This is a genomic window from Pantoea sp. X-Soil-TKNS-1280, assembly GCF_059730475.1.
In genome coordinates this window covers 3349618-3368284 of the sequence record NZ_AP035962.1, presented here as the reverse complement: position 1 = coordinate 3368284, position 18667 = coordinate 3349618, and the positions used below count along the sequence as shown (strand labels likewise).

14 protein-coding genes are annotated in these 18667 nt (G+C 54.9%); 9 read left to right on the top strand and 5 right to left on the bottom strand.

Annotated features, from left to right (window positions below; all coding sequences use genetic code 11):
* Window positions 1–61: 61 nt before the first annotated feature.
* Window positions 62–2785, bottom strand: a complete 2724-nt coding sequence (gene barA, locus AC6I8X_RS15655) for a two-component sensor histidine kinase BarA (RefSeq protein ID WP_313688034.1) — start codon at window positions 2783–2785, stop codon at window positions 62–64.
* Between the two features lie 80 nt (window positions 2786–2865).
* On the opposite strand from barA, the gene rlmD reads away from it, so the two are divergent.
* The 6 genes from rlmD (at window position 2866) to queE (ending at window position 11426) form a co-directional block, all read left to right on the top strand.
* Window positions 2866–4182 (top strand): 23S rRNA (uracil(1939)-C(5))-methyltransferase RlmD, encoded by a 1317-nt coding sequence (rlmD, locus tag AC6I8X_RS15650; RefSeq protein ID WP_313688032.1) that lies wholly within the window; start codon window positions 2866–2868, stop codon window positions 4180–4182.
* 32 nt (window positions 4183–4214) lie between these two features.
* Entirely contained in the window at window positions 4215–6449 is a 2235-nt protein-coding gene (relA, locus tag AC6I8X_RS15645) for a GTP diphosphokinase (RefSeq protein ID WP_497840072.1), read from the top strand.
* A 101-nt stretch (window positions 6450–6550) separates the two neighbouring features.
* Window positions 6551–7342: a nucleoside triphosphate pyrophosphohydrolase gene (gene mazG, locus AC6I8X_RS15640; protein WP_497840071.1), complete on the top strand. Its 792-nt coding sequence runs from the start codon at window positions 6551–6553 to the stop codon at window positions 7340–7342.
* A gap of 253 nt (window positions 7343–7595) precedes the next feature.
* Window positions 7596–9233, top strand: a complete 1638-nt coding sequence (pyrG, locus tag AC6I8X_RS15635) for a glutamine hydrolyzing CTP synthase (RefSeq protein WP_208716269.1) — start codon at window positions 7596–7598, stop codon at window positions 9231–9233.
* 74 nt (window positions 9234–9307) lie between these two features.
* Window positions 9308–10606, top strand: coding sequence for a phosphopyruvate hydratase (gene eno, locus AC6I8X_RS15630; protein WP_208716268.1), 1299 nt, complete (start codon window positions 9308–9310; stop codon window positions 10604–10606).
* Window positions 10607–10754: 148 nt separating this feature from the next.
* The gene (gene queE, locus AC6I8X_RS15625) at window positions 10755–11426 is read left to right on the top strand and encodes a 7-carboxy-7-deazaguanine synthase QueE (protein ID WP_497840070.1); all 672 of its coding nucleotides are present in this window, start codon (window positions 10755–10757) and stop codon (window positions 11424–11426) included.
* Window positions 11427–11457: 31 nt separating this feature from the next.
* Here the strand turns inward: queE and AC6I8X_RS15620 are convergent, their stop codons facing one another.
* Both AC6I8X_RS15620 and queD read right to left on the bottom strand, forming a co-directional pair.
* Window positions 11458–12057, bottom strand: a complete 600-nt coding sequence (locus AC6I8X_RS15620; RefSeq protein ID WP_497840069.1) for an inorganic diphosphatase — start codon at window positions 12055–12057, stop codon at window positions 11458–11460.
* Between the two features lie 181 nt (window positions 12058–12238).
* Window positions 12239–12598 carry a 6-carboxytetrahydropterin synthase QueD gene (queD, locus tag AC6I8X_RS15615; RefSeq protein WP_084876474.1) on the bottom strand — a complete coding sequence of 120 codons (360 nt, stop codon included), beginning with the start codon at window positions 12596–12598 and terminating at the stop codon, window positions 12239–12241.
* Between the two features lie 295 nt (window positions 12599–12893).
* On the opposite strand from queD, the gene cysJ reads away from it, so the two are divergent.
* The 3 genes from cysJ to AC6I8X_RS15600 are packed head-to-tail and all read left to right on the top strand — an operon-like array spanning window position 12894 to window position 17154.
* Window positions 12894–14699 (top strand): NADPH-dependent assimilatory sulfite reductase flavoprotein subunit, encoded by a 1806-nt coding sequence (gene cysJ, locus AC6I8X_RS15610; RefSeq protein ID WP_313685494.1) that lies wholly within the window; start codon window positions 12894–12896, stop codon window positions 14697–14699.
* Complete coding sequence (cysI, locus tag AC6I8X_RS15605; RefSeq protein WP_313685492.1) at window positions 14699–16423, top strand: assimilatory sulfite reductase (NADPH) hemoprotein subunit; 1725 nt, start codon at window positions 14699–14701, stop codon at window positions 16421–16423. Before cysJ ends, cysI begins: the two co-directional genes overlap by 1 nt.
* Complete coding sequence (locus AC6I8X_RS15600) at window positions 16420–17154, top strand: phosphoadenylyl-sulfate reductase (protein ID WP_084876471.1); 735 nt, start codon at window positions 16420–16422, stop codon at window positions 17152–17154. The genes cysI and AC6I8X_RS15600 overlap by 4 nt, the downstream gene beginning before the upstream one ends.
* Before the next feature lie 77 nt (window positions 17155–17231).
* On the opposite strand, the gene AC6I8X_RS15595 is transcribed toward AC6I8X_RS15600, so the two are convergent.
* Both AC6I8X_RS15595 and AC6I8X_RS15590 read right to left on the bottom strand, forming a co-directional pair.
* The gene (locus AC6I8X_RS15595; protein WP_497840068.1) at window positions 17232–17516 is read right to left on the bottom strand and encodes a YciI family protein; all 285 of its coding nucleotides are present in this window, start codon (window positions 17514–17516) and stop codon (window positions 17232–17234) included.
* Window positions 17517–17525: 9 nt separating this feature from the next.
* Window positions 17526–18545: an aminopeptidase gene (locus AC6I8X_RS15590; RefSeq protein WP_313685486.1), complete on the bottom strand. Its 1020-nt coding sequence runs from the start codon at window positions 18543–18545 to the stop codon at window positions 17526–17528.
* Window positions 18546–18667: the final 122 nt, after the last annotated feature.

Sequence of the window (18667 nt, the reverse complement as noted above, 5' to 3'; positions counted from 1 at the left end):
GCTTTTTGCAGCATCGCGCACGGAATTGCGCGATAAATCGCGCTGCTACGGGTGCCGGGTTTTATCCCAGCAATAATTTGCGTGCCTCGCGGGCCACATTCTCCATTTCGTCGCTCAGTTCCAGCAGTTCCGGCTCCAGCGCGGCGATATCACTCTCCTGATGCAGGCTCTTTTCCAGTTGCTGGCACAGCGCCTTCAGGCGCGGTACACCGCTGTAACTGGCGCTGCCGTGTAACTTGTGAATAATTTCCCGCAGTCCGGTCACGTCATTGTTTTCCATGCAACCTTCCACGCGTTCAGCCACGTCCGGCAGGAAATCCAGCAGCATCTGCAACAAATCGCGCGCCAGGTCTTCCTTGTTTGCCGCCTGGCGTAATGCCAGCGCCCAGTCCAGCGACGGGGCCAGCGCAGGAGCCGGGGTAACGGGCACGCTTTGCGGGGTATAACGCCGCAGCAGCTGGCTAAGCTTGTCTTCATCGATCGGCTTCGCCAGATAATCGTTCATACCGGCATTGATTAACTGCTCACGTTCACCATCCAGCGCATGGGCGGTGACTGCCACGATCGGTGTTGATGCGTGCAGCGGCAGGCTGCGGATAATTTCACTGGCGCGGATACCATCAATCTCCGGCATCTGAATATCCATCAGAATCACATCCAGCGCGTGGGTACGCGCCTGGCGGATGGCCTGTTCGGCGTTATCGCACAAAATAATGTGTTCAACCTGCTCCTCAAGCAGTGCGCCGATCAGCTTCAGGTTGGCCGGATTGTCATCCACCGCCATGACCGTCAGTGGCTGACGGCTGTGACGCGGCACCGCTTCGCGCTGACGGCTATGAAAATCGAGCAACATCGGCAACAACCGGGTCAGTGACACCGGTTTGGTGAGGCAACCCGCGATACCACGTTTACGCAGCTCGTCGGCATGCAGCATCATTTCGCTGGGCAACGCCAGCAGCACCGAGTCAGCGCGGCTTAGCAAATGGTTAATCATCTCATCGGGTATGACGGGCGTAGTTTTAGCCGACACCGGCAGACCCATCAGCAGCAGCGGGAAGTGCTCATCCCCCAGTGCCTCAAGGCTTTCGACGTGATGGACCTGCAACGGTGTGCCGCTCAGCATCTCAAGCACCGCTTTCGCCACCGCCGGATGCGGTTCCACGTAGGCCAGCAGTGACGGACGCAAATCCTCCAGCGCACGCGGCAGTGAAGGGGCGTTAGGATTGAGATCGAGCTGAATATGCACCCAAAAGGTGGACCCCTGCCCCTGTCGGCTATGGAAGGCAATTTCGCCCCCCATCTCGTGCACCAGTTTCTGGGTGATCACCAGACCCAGTCCGGTGCCGCCATGGCGACGTGAAATGCTGGCATCGGCCTGGCGGAACGCCTGAAACAATTGCGTCTGCTGCTCCCCGGAGATACCGATGCCGGTATCGTGCACCTGAATTTCCAGCGCAACGCGGGTGGCATTGGCATTGCGCAGCTCGACACGCAGGTCAATATGGCCCTGCTCGGTAAACTTGATGGCGTTGCCGATCAGGTTGATCAGAATCTGTTGCAGGCGCAGCGGGTCGCCAATCACGTTGTCCGGCACCTGTTTTTCCAGGCAGACGGTGATTTCCAGCCCCTTCTCGTGTGCCGAGGGAGCCAGCAGCACCAGGGTTTCATCCAGCGTTGCGCGCAGCGGGAAGGGGATGGATTCCAGCACCAGTTTTCCTGCTTCCAGTTTGGAGAAGTCGAGCACGTCATTAATGATGCTCAGCAGGTTCGCGGCCGAGCGCTCGATGGTGCTCATATAATCGCGCTGGTTGGTGCTCAGACCGGTTTTCAGCATCTGGCGGGTAAAGCCAATCACCCCGTTCAACGGCGTGCGCAGCTCGTGCGACATATTGGCGAGGAACTCGGATTTGATGCGTGCCGCCTCCTGGGCGCGTTTCTTCGCCAGATCCAGTTCTACGTTCTGAATCTCCAGCTGTTCCAGCGTTTCACGCAGATCGTAGGTGGCCTGATCGATATTCTGCTGCATCTCTTCATGGTACGCGGTCAGAGACATGGCCATGGCGTTGATACCATTCTTCAGAATACTGAGTTCACCCAACATGTAACCTTCGACGCGGCTATCGAGCTGGCCACGACGGATGCGGTCAACGGTGGTGACCATATTACGAATCGGGCCGGTGACATCGCGCATCAGGCGATAGGCAAACAGCATCGCGATGCACAGGCAAAACAGCAGCAGCAGGGTGGCGACAAACACCTCTTTGTATTGCTCAAGGCGCACCGATTGCAGATCCAGCTCAATCGCCACATAACCCAGCGGATTCCCGGCAGGTTTAGCGTCTTCTCCGGGCAATTCATCCACTGAATAACGTTCCGCGACGATAGGGGTGCGCAGCACCATCAGATTGCCCCGGCGTTCCACCGAGACCCCATCTTCCAGCGTGGAGATATCCTCCTTCTGCAACAAGCTGAGGTTTTGATTGTTATTCGAGGTGACGTAGATGTGATTGTTGTTGTCGAAAACCGTAATCGCACGGACAATATCGGAATGTCGTCGATGCAGCAGGCTGACCAGTTCGCGAATCGCATCGCGGTTGTGCCAGGTCATGCCGTATTCGGCGGAAACCGCCAGCGGCTCGATAATATTCGCCCCCGCATCGCGCACCTGATGCTGTAACTCGTTATAACGATGAACCACAAAAAAAGTACTGAGCAACAGGCCGATCATCAGCGTGGGTGCCAGTATCAAAATCATCATTCGCGCCCGCAGGCTGTATTTGGTCATAATTAAGGCCTGGCGGCTCCTGGCAAGTTTATCCCTGTGCAAACTGCACAACCCAATCAGAATAGAGAATTTACAACACTATGGCGCAATTTTACTCCGCAAAACAGCGGGTGACGACAAAGCAACGCATTACCGTCACCATTGAAGACCTTGATCCTTTTGGACAAGGTGTAGCGCGCCATAATGGTAAAGCGATGTTTGTCAGCGGCGCACTGCCGGGTGAGCAGGCAGAGGTCACGGTAGTGGAAGATAAACGTCAGTTCGCCAGAGCGAAAGCGACGCGCATCAGCCAACCCAGTACGGAACGTGTGACGCCGCGCTGCCCGCACTTTGGCGTTTGTGGCGGGTGTCAGCAGCAGCACGTCTCCGTCGCGCTCCAGCAGCAGAGTAAAGCCAAAGCGCTGGCACGTATGCTGAGCCACGATGCGCCTTTGCCGGTGTCGGTCGATGAGATCATCAGCGGCCCTGACTGGGGGTATCGCCGCCGTGCCCGCTTGGGATTGCAGTGGCAGCCGAAGCAACAACGTTTGCAGATGGGGTTCCGCAAAGCCGCCAGTAATGACCTGGTGGAGTTAACTCAGTGCCCCATTCTGGCGCCCGACCTTGAAGCGTTGCTGACGCCGTTGCGCCAAAGCCTGAGCACATTAAATGCGGTGAAGCGGCTGGGCCATGTTGAGCTGGTGCTGGCGGATAATGGCCCGATGATGGTGCTGCGCCATCTTGATGCATTGTCCGCAACGGATCGTGCAAAACTGGAACGTTTTTCGCATGAACATGATTTGATGCTGTATCTCGCCGATGGCAGCGATGATCTGACGGCCCTGAGCGCCAGCGAGCCGTATTATCAGTCGTTCAACCTGAAGCTGACCTTCAGTCCGCAGGATTTCATTCAGGTCAATGATGCGGTGAATCAGCAAATGGTGGCGAAAGCCATCGACTGGCTCGATTTACAGCCGCATGACCGGGTGCTGGATCTGTTCTGCGGTATGGGTAACTTTACGCTTCCTGTAGGAAAGTTCGTAGAAAATGCCGTGGGTGTGGAGGGCGTTGCAGCATTAGTACGGCAGGCAGCGTATAATGCAGACCTGAATAATCTGAAAAATGTCCGCTTTTTCCAGCACAACCTGGAGGAAGATGTTGCGCGCCAGGCATGGGCTGCGCAGGGATTTAATAAGGTGTTACTGGATCCGGCGCGAGCCGGGGCGGCAGCTGTGATGTCGCACATTGTTAAACTTGCGCCGGAACGCGTGGTCTATGTTTCCTGTAACCCAACGACACTTGCCCGCGACAGTCAGACATTACTGTCAGCAGGCTACCATTTGGAAAGGGTCGCGATGCTGGATATGTTTCCTCATACCGGTCATCTCGAATCCATGGTGCTGTTCAGCAAAACATAAGCGACATTCATGTCGCTGTGGCAGGAGAGGATATGGTTGCGGTTAGAAGTGCGCATTTGAATACGGCAGGGGAATTTGCCCTCGACCAGTGGATTGCCAGTTTAGGTATTGCTAACCCGCAATCCTGTCAGCGTCTGGCTGACACCTGGCGCTACTGTGAAGCCGAAACGCACGACCATCCTGAACAGGCTCTGCTGCTGTGGCGCGGTATTGAGATGGTAGAAATCCTCACTATGCTCAGTATGGATATCGACAGCCTGCGCGCCGCGCTGATCTTCCCGCTCGCTAATGCGGATGTGGTCAGCGAAGAGGAGCTGGAGCAGACCGTCGGCAAAGGTATCGTCTCGCTGGTGCATGGCGTGCGTGATATGGATGCAATTCGTCAGCTGAAAGCGATCCACAACGATTCGATGGCTTCCGAGCAGGTCGATAACGTGCGCCGCATGTTGCTGGCGATGGTGGAAGATTTCCGCTGCGTGGTCATCAAACTGGCAGAACGTATCGCGCATCTGCGTGAAATGAAGGATGCCCCTGAAGACGAACGCGTGCTGGCGGCCAAAGAGAGCACCAACATCTACGCGCCACTCGCCAACCGTCTCGGTATCGGCCAGCTCAAGTGGGAACTGGAGGATTACTGTTTCCGCTATCTCCATCCTGATGAATACAAACGTATCGCTAAGCTGCTGCATGAGCGGCGTATCGATCGCGAACAATACATCGAAAACTTCGTCGATAACCTGCGCAAAGAGATGCAGAAAGAGGGTGTGCGTGCCGAGGTGTATGGTCGCCCGAAACATATCTACAGCATCTGGCGCAAGATGCAGAAAAAATCGCTGGCGTTCGATGAGTTGTTCGATGTGCGTGCAGTGCGCATCGTGGCGGAACGCTTGCAGGATTGCTATGGCGCGCTGGGTACGGTGCATACCCTGTATCGCCACCTGCCGAGTGAGTTCGACGACTACGTTGCCAATCCGAAACCTAACGGTTATCAGTCCATCCATACCGTGGTGCTGGGGCCACAGGGCAAAACGGTTGAAATCCAGATCCGTACCCGCCAGATGCATGAAGATGCTGAGCTGGGCGTGGCGGCGCACTGGAAATACAAAGAAGGCCCCACCAGCAGCAACACGCGTGGTGCGGCAGGTCATGAAGAACGTATCGCCTGGCTGCGTAAGCTGATCACCTGGCAGGAAGAGATGTCGGATTCTGGCGAAATGCTGGAAGAGGTGCGTAGCCAGGTGTTTGACGACCGGGTTTACGTGTTTACCCCGAAGGGCGACGTGGTGGATTTGCCTGCGGGTTCAACGCCGCTCGATTTTGCTTACCATATCCACAGCGATATTGGTCACCGCTGTATCGGTGCCAAAATTGGTGGCCGTATCGTCCCGTTCACCTATCAGTTGCAGATGGGCGACCAGGTTGAGGTCATCACCCAGAAACAGCCGAACCCCAGCCGTGACTGGCTGAACCCGAACCTTGGCTATATCACCACCAGCCGTGGTCGTTCGAAGATACATAACTGGTTCCGTAAACAGGATCGCGACAAGAATATTATCGCCGGTCGCCAGATTCTGGATACTGAGCTGACTCAGCTGGATATCAGCCTGCGTGAGGCGGAGAAGCTGCTGCTGCCGCGCTATAACGTCACGTCGCTGGATGAACTGCTGGCGGCGATTGGCGGCGGTGATATTCGTCTCAACCAGATGGTCAACTTCCTGCAAGGCAAGCTCAACAAACCGAGTGCCGAAGAGGAAGACCGTGAAGCGCTGCGTCAGCTGACGCAAAAATCGCACACGCCATCGTCAGCGCGCAAAGAGAGTGGCCGTGTGGTGGTGGAAGGGGTCGGTAACCTGTTGCACCACATCGCCCGCTGCTGCCAGCCGATTCCGGGTGACGATATCGTCGGCTTTATCACCCAGGGGCGCGGCATCTCGATTCACCGCGCCGATTGTGACCAACTGGCAGAGCTGATTTCCCATGCGCCGGAACGTATTGTTGATGCGGTGTGGGGGGAGAGCTACTCCAGCGGTTATTCGCTGGTGGTACGTGTGACGGCTAACGACCGTAGCGGCCTGCTGCGCGATATCACCACCATCCTGGCGAATGAGAAGGTCAACGTCCTCGGCGTCTCCAGCCGCAGCGATACCCGTAAACAGCTGGCCACCATCGATATGGATATCGAGATTTACAACCAGCAGGTGCTGGGCCGCGTGCTTGCCCGACTGAATCAGGTGCCCGATATTATCGACGCGCGCCGTTTGCATTAAACAGCATGCACCAACCGTAGCGGCGCGATTTATCGCGCGTCTTTTAAATAAGCGCGATAAATCGCGCCGCTACAAAGCGTTATTCCCCAAAGGGCCTGCCAATGATATCTATCCAACGTCTGCTCACCATCATGCAAACCTTGCGCGATCCGCAGCGCGGTTGCCCGTGGGATCGGCAGCAAACTTTCGCCTCCATCGCCCCTTATACGCTGGAAGAGACGTATGAAGTGATTGATGCCATCCAGCGCGAAGATTTTGATGATCTGCGCGGGGAACTGGGTGATCTGCTGTTCCAGGTGGTGTTTTACGCGCAGATGGCCAATGAGCAGCAGCGTTTCAACTTCGATGACATCTGCAACGCCATCAGCGACAAACTTGAACGCCGTCACCCGCATATCTTCGGCGATACGCAGGTCGATGATGCACAGCAGGTGATTAAAAACTGGGAAGCCATCAAACAACACGAGCGGGCGGAAAAAGCGCAGCATTCGGCACTGGATGACATCCCCAAAGCGTTGCCTGCGTTAATGCGCGCGCACAAAATCCAGAAACGTTGCAGTAATGTCGGTTTCGACTGGAATAGCCTCGGTCCGGTGCTGGATAAAGTGCATGAAGAAATTGATGAGGTGATGCACGAAGCGCAGCAGGCGGTGATCGATAACGACAAGCTGGAAGAGGAAATCGGCGATTTACTGTTCGCCACGGTTAATCTTTCACGTCATCTCGGCAGCAAAGCCGAGGTCGCGTTGCAAAAGGCCAATGACAAATTTGAACGTCGTTTTCGCCAGGTGGAAGGATTGATTGCCGCGCAGGGGCTGGTGATGAGCGATGCCACCCTTGAGCAGATGGAAGAGGCCTGGCAGCAGGTTAAAGTCAGTGAGAACAAGCAGTAACGTATCGCAGGCGATTTGTTGATTATTCCAGCGCTGCGCATAAAATCGCCGCTTAAGCTTACTCGATTCAGCTGAGCGGTAACTTTGTGACGTGCGTCAACATTTCAACCCTGGCTATCCGCTATGTTATTCGCTGCACTGCGCAGGAGGAGAGGGTGGTGATTGATCAATTGTGGCAGGTGACGACTTCAGGTATACTGTTTTCCCGTCCTGGTTATTCCATCGTCTTTAAACCTAAACTCTCAGGTTCAGCATGACAACGAACTATATTTTTGTGACCGGCGGGGTCGTTTCCTCTCTGGGGAAAGGCATTGCCGCAGCCTCCCTCGCAGCCATCCTTGAAGCACGTGGTCTGAATGTGACCATCATGAAACTCGATCCGTATATCAACGTCGATCCGGGTACCATGAGCCCCACTCAGCACGGTGAAGTTTTCGTCACCGACGACGGGGCCGAAACCGATCTGGATTTAGGTCACTACGAGCGCTTCATCCGTACCAAAATGACGCGCCGCAACAACTTTACTACCGGCCGTATCTACTCAGAAGTGCTGCGCAAAGAGCGTCGTGGCGACTATCTGGGTGCGACCATTCAGGTTATCCCGCACATCACCAACGCCATTAAAGAACGCATCATTGAAGGTGGCGAAGGCCACGATGTGGTTCTGGTGGAAATCGGCGGCACCGTGGGGGATATCGAATCCCTGCCGTTCCTCGAAGCCATTCGCCAGATGGCGGTCGATGTAGGCCGTGAACACACCATGTATATGCACCTGACGCTGGTGCCGTATATGGCTGCCGCAGGCGAAGTGAAAACCAAGCCAACGCAACACTCGGTAAAAGAACTGCTGTCCATCGGGATTCAGCCTGATGTGCTGATCTGCCGTTCTGACCGCGCTGTACCGGCCAATGAACGCGCCAAAATTGCGCTGTTCTGTAACGTTCCGGAAAAAGCGGTTATTTCCCTGAAAGATGTTGATTCCATCTACAAGATCCCGGGCCTGCTGAAATCGCAGGGTCTGGATGACTACATCTGTAAACGCTTCAATCTGAATGCCCCGGAAGCCAACCTGGCCGAGTGGGAGCAGGTGATTTATGAAGAAGCGAATCCGGGCGGTGAAGTGACCATCGGTATGGTCGGCAAATATGTCGAGCTGCCAGATGCGTACAAATCAGTGATTGAAGCCCTGAAACACGGTGGTCTGAAAAACCGTGTCACCGTCAACATCAAGCTGATCGATTCGCAGGATGTTGAAACCCGAGGTGTCGAATTACTGAAAGATCTGGATGCTATTCTGATTCCGGGTGGCTTTGGCTACCGTGGCGTGGAAGGCAAACTGATGACCGCGCAATACGCGCGTGAAAACAACGTGCCTTACCTCGGCATCTGCCTGGGAATGCAGGTTGCACTGATGGAATTTGCCCGCAACGTGGCGGGAATGGCTGGCGCCAACTCAACTGAATTTGTGCCAGACTGTAAGTACCCGGTGGTTGCGTTGATCACCGAATGGCGTGACGAAGAAGGCAACGTCGAAGTGCGTAGCGAGCAGAGCGATCTGGGCGGCACCATGCGTCTGGGTAGCCAGCAGTGCCAGCTTACGCCGGAAAGCAAAGTACGCCAGATGTACGGCTCAGACGTGATCACTGAACGTCACCGCCACCGTTATGAAGTAAACAATATGCTGTTGAAGCAGATTGAAGCGGCGGGTCTGCGCATTGCAGGCCGTTCCGGTGACGATCAACTGGTCGAAATCATTGAGATTCCAAACCATCCGTGGTTTGTGGCCTGTCAGTTCCACCCGGAATTCACGTCGACCCCGCGCGATGGTCATCCGTTGTTCGCTGGCTTTGTTAAAGCGGCGCAGGAGTACCAGAAGCGGTTAGCGAAGTAAGTTTCACGAGCAGCGCGCGAAGTTTCGCGCGTTGTTTGTCTTAGGATTGACTAACTTGTACTGAGGAAAATCGAATGTCCAAAATCGTAAAAGTCATCGGTCGCGAAATTATCGACTCCCGTGGCAACCCGACTGTAGAAGCAGAAGTGCATCTGGAAGGTGGTTTCGTTGGTCTGGCTGCTGCGCCGTCAGGTGCATCAACCGGTTCTCGCGAAGCTCTGGAGCTGCGTGACGGTGACAAATCTCGTTTCCTGGGCAAAGGCGTAACCAAAGCGGTTGCGGCGGTTAACGGTCCGATCGCTGACGCGGTAAAAGGCAAAGATGCCAAAGACCAGGCGAACATCGATAAGATCATGATCGAGCTGGACGGTACTGAGAACAAATCCAACTTCGGTGCAAACGCCATTCTGGCCGTTTCTCTGGCTGCGGCTAAAGCTGCTGCTGCTTCTAAAGGTCAGCCGCTGTATGAGCACATCGCTGAACTGAACGGCACCCCGGGCAAATATTCTATGCCGCTGCCGATGATGAACATCATCAACGGTGGTGAGCACGCTGACAACAACGTCGATATCCAGGAATTCATGATTCAGCCGGTTGGCGCGAAAACTGTGAAAGAAGCCATCCGTATGGGTTCTGAAGTTTTCCATCACCTGGCAAAAGTGCTGAAAAGCAAAGGCATGAACACTGCGGTGGGTGACGAAGGTGGCTACGCGCCGAACCTGGGTTCTAACGCCGAAGCACTGGCCGTTATCGCTGAAGCAGTAAAAGCAGCAGGCTACGAACTGGGCAAAGACATCACCCTGGCGATGGACTGCGCAGCGTCTGAATTCTACAAAGACGGCAAATACGTGCTGGCGGGTGAAGGCGGTAAAGCGTTCACTTCTGAAGAATTCACTCACTTCCTGGAAGATCTGACCAAACAGTACCCGATCGTGTCTATCGAAGACGGTCTGGACGAGTCTGACTGGGCGGGCTTCGCTTACCAGACCAAAGTGCTGGGCGACAAAATCCAGCTGGTAGGTGACGATCTGTTCGTAACCAACACCAAGATCCTGAAAGAAGGTATCGATAAAGGTATCGCTAACTCCATCCTGATCAAATTCAACCAGATCGGTTCACTGACCGAAACACTGGCTGCTATCAAGATGGCGAAAGACGCTGGCTACACCGCGGTGATCTCACACCGTTCAGGTGAAACCGAAGATGCAACCATCGCTGACCTGGCGGTAGGTACTGCAGCGGGCCAGATCAAAACCGGTTCTATGAGCCGTTCTGACCGCGTTGCTAAGTACAACCAGCTGATTCGTATTGAAGAAGCTCTGGGCGCGAAAGCACCTTTCAACGGTCTGAAAGAAGTGAAAGGCCAGGCTTAATCGCCTGCTGATGCTGCCGTAAGGCGGTATCGCCTGATGTGAAGCCCCGCCTTGTGCGGGGCTTTTGCATTTTTGGCGTAAAGCCGCTGTTGTTACCGGTGACAGATCTGCCATAATCTGCGCCTTGAAATGATGAAGTGAGTAAAAAATGTTCTACCCGATTAACGAAATGTTCCAGACCCTGCAGGGCGAAGGTTTTTACACGGGCGTTCCGGCACTGTTCATTCGCTTGCAGGGATGTCCGGTGGGTTGTAGCTGGTGTGATACCAAACATACCTGGGAAAAGCTGGCAGATCGGGAGACTTCGCTCGGTGACATTCTGGTCAAAACGGTTGAAAGTGATGCCTGGGGCAACGCCGATGCTGCGATGCTGATTGAGAGCATTCAGCGTCAGGGCTGGACCGCGCACCATGTAGTGATCACCGGTGGTGAACCGGCCATTTACGATTTACGCCCTCTGACCAGCGCACTGGAAGCGGCGGGTTTTCAGTGCCAGATTGAAACCAGCGGCACCCATGAAATTCGTTGCACTGACACCACCTGGGTGACGGTTTCACCGAAAGTGAATATGCGCGGTGGTTACGATGTGCTGCCGCAGGCGTTAGTGCGGGCGGATGAGATCAAACATCCTGTAGCGCGCGAACGTGATGTTGAAGCGCTGGATGCGTTGCTGGCAGGATTGCACGACGAGAAAAAACGCATCATTGCGCTACAGCCAATCAGCCGTGGCGATGCGGCGACCAAACTGTGCATCGAAACCTGCATTGCCCGCAACTGGCGCTTGTCGATGCAGACGCACAAATATCTCAATATCGCCTGATAAATCAGGGCGGCGGTCGCCGCCCTCGTCGTTACTGCTTCGCCTGATACGCGTCAAAAGCCTGCTTAATTTCTGCTTTCGCTGCCGCCGAATCCTGGAAACCATTCAGTTCCACTTTCTTACGACCATCCGGCAGTTGTTTGTAGACACGGAAAAACGCCTGCAAACGTTCCTGCTCGATCTTCGGTAGATCGTTCATCGTCTTGATATCGTCATAGGTGGGATCGATTTTGCTGGCGGGCACCGCGACGATCTTATCGTCCACTTCGCCACCATCGATCATCTTCAGCACGCCAATCGGGCGCAGCTTAATCAACGTACCCGGTTGCAGCGGGGCACGGCTATAGAAAATTACATCCAGCGGATCACCATCGCCACCCAGCGATTGAGTCAGTGAACCGTAGTTGGCCGGGTAAGCCACCGGCATCGACTGAAAACGGTCGGCGACGATAAAGCCGGTTTTCGCGTCGGTTTCATACTTGATATTGCCACCCGCCGGGATTTCCGTGACGGCATAAAACTCATCCGGCACGTTTTTCGGCTGCGGGAAATCAAGCACGTTTTGCGCCTGAACGGCGGCAGAGGCGGAAATAAAAACAGCAATCAGGGAAAGGCGTTTCACCAGGTTCATTGTTGATTCTCTTGATCTTTAATGAAGGAGACAACAACGTAGGGGGAGTTGATGACAGCCAGATGATAGGAATGTAAAGAAGTCTTAAGGCACATTCCGTAGCGGCGCGATTTATCGCGCTCTTTTTAGCTCCAGCACCAAAACAACAGCGCGATAAATCGCGCCGCTACGGTTTGGTGCGTTAACCGCGGTAGACGCAGCCTGCGGTGCAGGTTTCTTTGATCATCACCGCACTGAGTTCTGGCAGGATCGGCTTCATCTCGTCCCAAATCCATTTTGCCAGCACTTCACTGGTGGGATTGGATAGACCTGGGATGTCATTCAGATAGTGATGATCGAGACGATCGTAAATCGGCGCAAACGCCGCTTTCAGTTCTGCAAAATCCATAACCCAACCGGTATAAGCATCCACTTCACCGGTAATTTCCAGCCGCACCAGAAAGGAGTGGCCGTGCAGACGACCGCATTTGTGCCCTTCAGGCACGTGAGGTAAGCGGTGCGCCGCTTCAAACTGGAACTCTTTAAACAACGTGGTAGACATAATGGCCTCAACATAAAAACCGCTGAAGTCTACCTGAAATGCAGATTTTTAGCATCCGTTACCGATGAACAGGGCATTTTACGCACTTAACCCAATCAGGCTGAAAATTAACTTATTGAATATACATTGCTTTATTTACCACTTTTGCTGGTTAGCATTACCCGAAAAACCACTTAGTCGTTTTGGTTATTTATTATGTCGAAGGTTTATTTAATCGTTAATATACGGGCCGGTAACCTACTCACTCTTCCGCCATTTTACGGTCCGGACTTCTGATACTGGAATTTTTAACGCGATGACGACTCAGGCACCCCCAGGTTCACTGCTGCCGCTAACCCCGGAGCAACTCGCGCGCTTACAGGCGGCGACTACCGATTTCTCTACCACCCAAATGGCATGGCTTTCGGGTTATTTCTGGGGCATGGTCAACCAGACGCCAGGAGCCGTGGCTGCCCCTGCGCCGGTGCAGGCCGACGTGCCGACCATCCTGTTAATCTCCGCATCACAAACCGGCAATGCACGCCGACTGGCGGAACAACTGCGTGATGACCTGCTGGCCGCCAAACTGAGCGTTAATCTGGTCAACGCCGGTGACTACAAATTCAAACAAATTGGGCAGGAAAAGCTGCTGGTGGTGGTGACCTCCACCCAGGGTGAAGGCGAGCCGCCGGAAGAAGCGGTGGCGCTGCATAAATTCCTGATGTCGAAAAAAGCCCCACAGTTGAAGGGCGCGGCTTTTGCCGTATTTGGTCTCGGCGATACGTCCTACGAATTCTTTAGCAAAGCCGGTAAGGACTTTGACAGTCGCCTGGCCGAGCTGGGTGCTGAGCGTCTGCTGGATCGCGTTGATGCGGATGTGGACTATGCCGAACAGGGAAGCACCTGGCGTAAGCAAATTACCGACATCCTGAAAGCGCGGGTGCCGACGGAAGCACCCGCCATTGCAGCTATTACCGCAGCGGGCAGCGTTAACGAAGTGCACAGCAGCCCCTACAGCAAAGAAGCGCCGCTGACGGCCAGCTTTGCCGTTAACCAGAAAATCACCGGGCGTGATTCCGATAAAGACGTGCGTCATATCGAAATTGACCTCGGCGACTCCGGTCTGCGTTACCAGCCGGGCGATGCCCTCGGTGTCTGGTATGAAAACGATCCGGCGCTGGTAAACGAGTTGCTGGAACTGCTGTGGCTGAAAGGTGACGAGCCGGTGACTATCCACGGTGAAACCCTGGCGCTGTCTGATGCGCTGCAACGTCATTTCGAGCTGACGGTGAACACGCCGCAGATCGTTGAACACTATGCCGCGCTGGCGCGCAACGATGCGCTGCTGGCACTGGTGGGTGACAAACCGAAGCTGCAGCATTACGCGCAGAGCCTGCCGATTGTCGATATGGTGCGTCAGGCACCGACTGAACTGAACGCTGAGCAGCTAACCGGACTGCTGCGCCCGCTGACGCCGCGTCTGTATTCCATCGCCTCTTCTCAGGCTGAGAACGAAACCGAAGTGCACATCACCGTGGGTGCGGTGCGCTACGACATCGATGGACGGGTACGTGGCGGTGGTGCCTCGACCTGGCTGGCCGATCGTCTGGCAGAAGACAGCGACATTCGCGTGTTTATCGAACATAACGACAACTTCCGTCTGCCAGCCAACCCGGAAACGCCAGTGATCATGATCGGACCCGGTACCGGCATCGCCCCGTTCCGCGCCTTTATGCAGCAGCGCGATAATGACGGTGCGGGCGGCAAAAACTGGCTGTTCTTTGGCAACCCGCACTTCACCGACGATTTCCTGTATCAGGTTGAGTGGCAGAAGTATGTCAAAGACGGTCTGCTGACCCATATCGATCTGGCGTGGTCACGCGACCAGGCAGAGAAGATTTACGTACAAGATAAAATCCGTGCCAAAGGTGCGGAAGTGTGGCGCTGGATTGAAGAAGGCGCGCACCTTTATGTCTGCGGCGACGCCAATCGCATGGCGAAAGACGTTGAGCAGGCATTACTGGATGTGGTGGCCGAGCACGGTGGAATGGATCGTGAAACGGCTGACGAGTTTTTAAGTGAGCTGCGCATTGAGCGCCGTTATCAGCGAGACGTTTACTAATGAGTGAAAAACACCCTGGACCGCTGGTCGTTGAAGGCAAACTTGTTGATGCCGAGCGTCTGAAAAAGCAAAGCAATTATCTGCGTGGCACCATCCTTGAGGATCTCGATGATGGTCTGACCGGCGGCTTCAACGGCGATAACTTCCTGCTGATCCGTTTCCACGGTATGTACCAGCAGGATGACCGTGACATCCGTGCCGAGCGTGCGGCGCAGAAACTCGAACCGCGCCATGCCATGATGCTGCGTTGCCGTCTGCCGGGCGGCATCATCACGCCGACCCAGTGGCTGGCGATTGATAAATTCGCCACCGACAAAACCATTTACGGCAGTATCCGTCTGACCAACCGCCAGACGTTCCAGTTTCACGGCATTCTGAAGAAGAACGTCAAGCCGACCCACCAGATGCTGCATGAAGTCGGTCTTGATGCGCTGGCAACCGCTAACGACGTCAACCGTAACGTGTTGTGTACCTCGAATCCGGTGGAATCTGAGCTGCATCAGGAAGCCTACGAATGGGCGAAAAAGTTGTCGGAGCACCTGCTGCCGAAAACCCGCGCCTATGCGGAGATCTGGTGGGATCAGGAAAAAGTTGCCACCACCGATGAGGAGCCGATCCTCGGTGAAACTTACCTGCCGCGTAAGTTTAAAACCACGGTGGTGATCCCGCCGCATAACGATGTGGATCTGCACGCTAACGATCTCAACTTTATTGCCATCGCTGAGAAAGGCAAGCTGGTGGGCTTTAATCTGCTGGTGGGCGGTGGGCTGTCGATCGATCACGGCAACAAAGCGACTTACGCGCGCACCGCCAGCGAGTTCGGCTTCCTGCCGGTGGAGAAGATCCTCGACGTTGCCGCCGCCGTGGTGACCACGCAGCGCGACTGGGGCAACCGTACCGATCGTAAAAACGCCAAAACCAAATACACGCTGGAACGCGTGGGCGTTGAAACCTTTAAAGCGGAAGTGGAAAAACGAGCTGGTATCACTTTTGCGCCGACGCGTCCTTACGAATTCACCACCCGTGGCGACCGTATTGGCTGGATCAAGGGTGTCGATAAGAAATGGCATCTGACGCTGTTTATTGAAAACGGTCGTTTGCTGGATTATCCGGGCCGTCCGCTGAAGCGCGGTATCGCTGAAATCGCCAAAGTGCATCAGGGTGATTTCCGTCTGACTGCCAACCAGAACCTGATTGTGGCGGGGGTGCCGGAGAAGCAAAAAGCGCAGATCGAAGCCATCGCCCGTGAACATGGTTTGATGGAACAGGTGACGCCGCAGCGTGAAAACTCGATGGCCTGCGTATCTTTCCCGACTTGCCCGCTGGCGATGGCTGAAGCCGAGCGCTTCCTGCCGTCGTTCGTGACCAAAGTGGAAGAAATCATGCATGGTCATGGCGTTGGCGAGGAGCACATAGTGCTACGCGTTACCGGTTGTCCTAACGGCTGTGGCCGTGCCATGCTGGCCGAAATCGGTCTGGTGGGCAAAGCGCCAGGTCGTTACAACCTGCATATTGGCGGCAACCGTATCGGTACCCGTATTCCGCGTATGTATCGTGAAAACATCACGGAAGGCGAGATCCTCGCCAGCATTGATGAGCTGGTGGGACGCTGGGCCAAAGAACGCAAAGGTGAAGAAGGTTTTGGCGACTTCGTGATTCGCGCGGGCATCGTGAAGCCAGTGGTTGATCCTGCCCGTGATTTTTGGGACCCGGAGGCAGTATGACGGTACTCGATCTTTCCGCACTGAATGATTTACCGAAAATTGATCGCGTAATGGCGCTGGCAGAAACCAACGCCCGGCTGGAAAAACAATCGGCAGAAGAGCGTCTGAACTGGGCGCTGGAGCAACTGCCTGGTGCGTTTGTACTCTCGTCCAGCTTTGGTATTCAGGCGGCGGTGTTGCTGCATATGGTCACCCGGCTGAAACCGGAGATTCCGGTGATTCTGACCGATACCGGTTATCTGTTCCCGGAAACTTATCGCTTTATCGATGAGCTGACTGAGCAGCTCAACCTGAATTTGCAGGTATTCCGTGCTGAAGCCTCACCCGCCTGGCAGGAAGCACGCTTCGGCAAATTGTGGGAGCAGGGTGTCGAAGGGATCGAGAAATACAACCAGATCAATAAAGTGGAACCGATGAACCGCGCACTGGAAACGCTGGGGGCGCAAACCTGGTTTGCGGGCCTGCGCCGTGATCAGTCCGGCAGCCGGGCGCATTTGCCGGTGCTGGCGATTCAGCGTGGTGTTTTTAAAGTTCTGCCGATTATCGACTGGGATAACCGCCAGGTGCATCAGTACCTGAAACAGCATGGCCTGAAATACCATCCGCTGTGGGATGAGGGTTACCTGTCAGTGGGGGATACGCATACCACGAAGAAATGGGAACCCGGCATGGCGGAAGAAGAAACGCGTTTCTTCGGTCTGAAGCGTGAGTGCGGCCTGCACGAAGGTTAATCTTTTCACCCGTAGCGGCGCGATTTATCGCGCATCTTTTAAAAGATCGCGCGATAAATCGCGCCGCTACGGATCAATTAAATACCTGTTAATCCAGCAAATGCTTCGCCAGCACGCGTCACATTCACCTTTGTGACGTCATAATTCGCCACCGCCACGAAGGGATCTTCCGCCAGAATCGCATCCAGCTCGTCCCGTGGCATCTCTTTCACCATCACCATTCCGCCAGTGCGTGGATCTTTACGTCCGGCCGCAATAAATGCACCGCTGGCAAAATAACGATCCAGCCATGCGATATGGGGGGCGAGTAGTGCTTCCACTTCTTCCACCGGACGGAAATAGTTCAGATAAACCACGTACATATCAGTTCCTCATGTTGTCGGGTTCGCCAGCTCGGTGAGCAATGGCAACAGGATTCTCACGCTCTCATGGGTGCGTTGGGTAATGCGGCCTGGCAGCCAGTGGTCGAGATAGTCCAGGTTATCGCGCTCGGTCTGATGACGGACGCTGCCATCCGGGAAGTGGGAGCTGCGCGCGCGCTGTTGCTGCCCATCTTTATTTCCCAGTGCCCAGTTGCTGGCGGTGACATCCAGCAGCGGCATACCCGCCTTATCAAAAGGATTCTCCCCGGGAAAATCACGTGCCACCAGCGTATGGGTGGCAACAGAGATGCCGAAGCGGTGCGCGAGCTGCACGGCGCGGGCGCTGGTTTGCTTGCGCACCGCCGATGGCGTATTCATGCCGCTGTTAAAGTAGAGATGATCGCCGACGATCAGGCTGTTCAGATCGATCACCAGCAGGGTGTCTTTCTTCTCTTTGGCGCTCATGCGTGACAGATAATCATCCATGCCATGCAGACCGGTTTCTCCGGCACTCAGCGCCACAAAGCGTACGCCATAATGTAAAGGCGTTTTGCTGAGCTGCTGGGCTAACTCCAGCATCACACCCAGGCCGGAAGCGTTATCATCCACGCCCTGCAAACGCAGACCGCCGATATTGTTGTCAGTTTCACGGCTGTTGAGCGGTGTCCAGGTATCGAGATGCGCCACAATCAGGATTTCCTGCGGTGCGCTACCCGCGCGGGCGGCAATCACCGAGGTGGCGGTCACTTTATGCCAGCGCATCTGGCCCTGCTTTTCGCGCCAGTTATAGCCGGTATTGAACTGACGGGTATTGCTCTGATAACCCAGTTGGGTGAATTGCTGGCGCAGATAATCTGCGGTCATCAGCTCTGCCGGGCTGCCGCTCATGCGCCCCGGATAATAGGTTGCGATATGACGCAATTGTTGTTCGGCAAATTGCCCGGGTACGTTCCCGGCAGCCTGAGCAAGGAGAGGAAAACCGCCCGCTATCGCTGCTGCCAGCAGGACGCGGCGGAGGGTGGCAAACATAGTGTGTCCTTTTCTGACATCCCGTCGTGTGAAAAAAATTGTGCTTCAGTATGAAACTGTGACCGCTATTACACAATTTGATTTGCTCCGAAACACCAGCAATATCATTTGCTAAGCACAAA

Bases quoted from the DNA above. Each gene is read 5' to 3' on its own strand.
- cysJ (WP_313685494.1), top strand. From the start codon at position 12,894: ATGACGACTCAGGCACCCCCAGGTTCACTGCTGCCGCTAACCCCGGAG.
- rlmD (WP_313688032.1), top strand. From the start codon at position 2,866: ATGGCGCAATTTTACTCCGCAAAACAGCGGGTGACGACAAAGCAACGC.
- AC6I8X_RS15595 (WP_497840068.1), bottom strand. From the start codon at position 17,516: ATGTACGTGGTTTATCTGAACTATTTCCGTCCGGTGGAAGAAGTGGAA.
- pyrG (WP_208716269.1), top strand. From the start codon at position 7,596: ATGACAACGAACTATATTTTTGTGACCGGCGGGGTCGTTTCCTCTCTG.
- barA (WP_313688034.1), bottom strand. From the start codon at position 2,785: ATGACCAAATACAGCCTGCGGGCGCGAATGATGATTTTGATACTGGCA.
- mazG (WP_497840071.1), top strand. From the start codon at position 6,551: ATGATATCTATCCAACGTCTGCTCACCATCATGCAAACCTTGCGCGAT.
- relA (WP_497840072.1), top strand. From the start codon at position 4,215: ATGGTTGCGGTTAGAAGTGCGCATTTGAATACGGCAGGGGAATTTGCC.
- AC6I8X_RS15620 (WP_497840069.1), bottom strand. From the start codon at position 12,057: ATGAACCTGGTGAAACGCCTTTCCCTGATTGCTGTTTTTATTTCCGCC.
- AC6I8X_RS15600 (WP_084876471.1), top strand. From the start codon at position 16,420: ATGACGGTACTCGATCTTTCCGCACTGAATGATTTACCGAAAATTGAT.
- queD (WP_084876474.1), bottom strand. From the start codon at position 12,598: ATGTCTACCACGTTGTTTAAAGAGTTCCAGTTTGAAGCGGCGCACCGC.
- cysI (WP_313685492.1), top strand. From the start codon at position 14,699: ATGAGTGAAAAACACCCTGGACCGCTGGTCGTTGAAGGCAAACTTGTT.
- queE (WP_497840070.1), top strand. From the start codon at position 10,755: ATGTTCTACCCGATTAACGAAATGTTCCAGACCCTGCAGGGCGAAGGT.
- eno (WP_208716268.1), top strand. From the start codon at position 9,308: ATGTCCAAAATCGTAAAAGTCATCGGTCGCGAAATTATCGACTCCCGT.
- AC6I8X_RS15590 (WP_313685486.1), bottom strand. From the start codon at position 18,545: ATGTTTGCCACCCTCCGCCGCGTCCTGCTGGCAGCAGCGATAGCGGGC.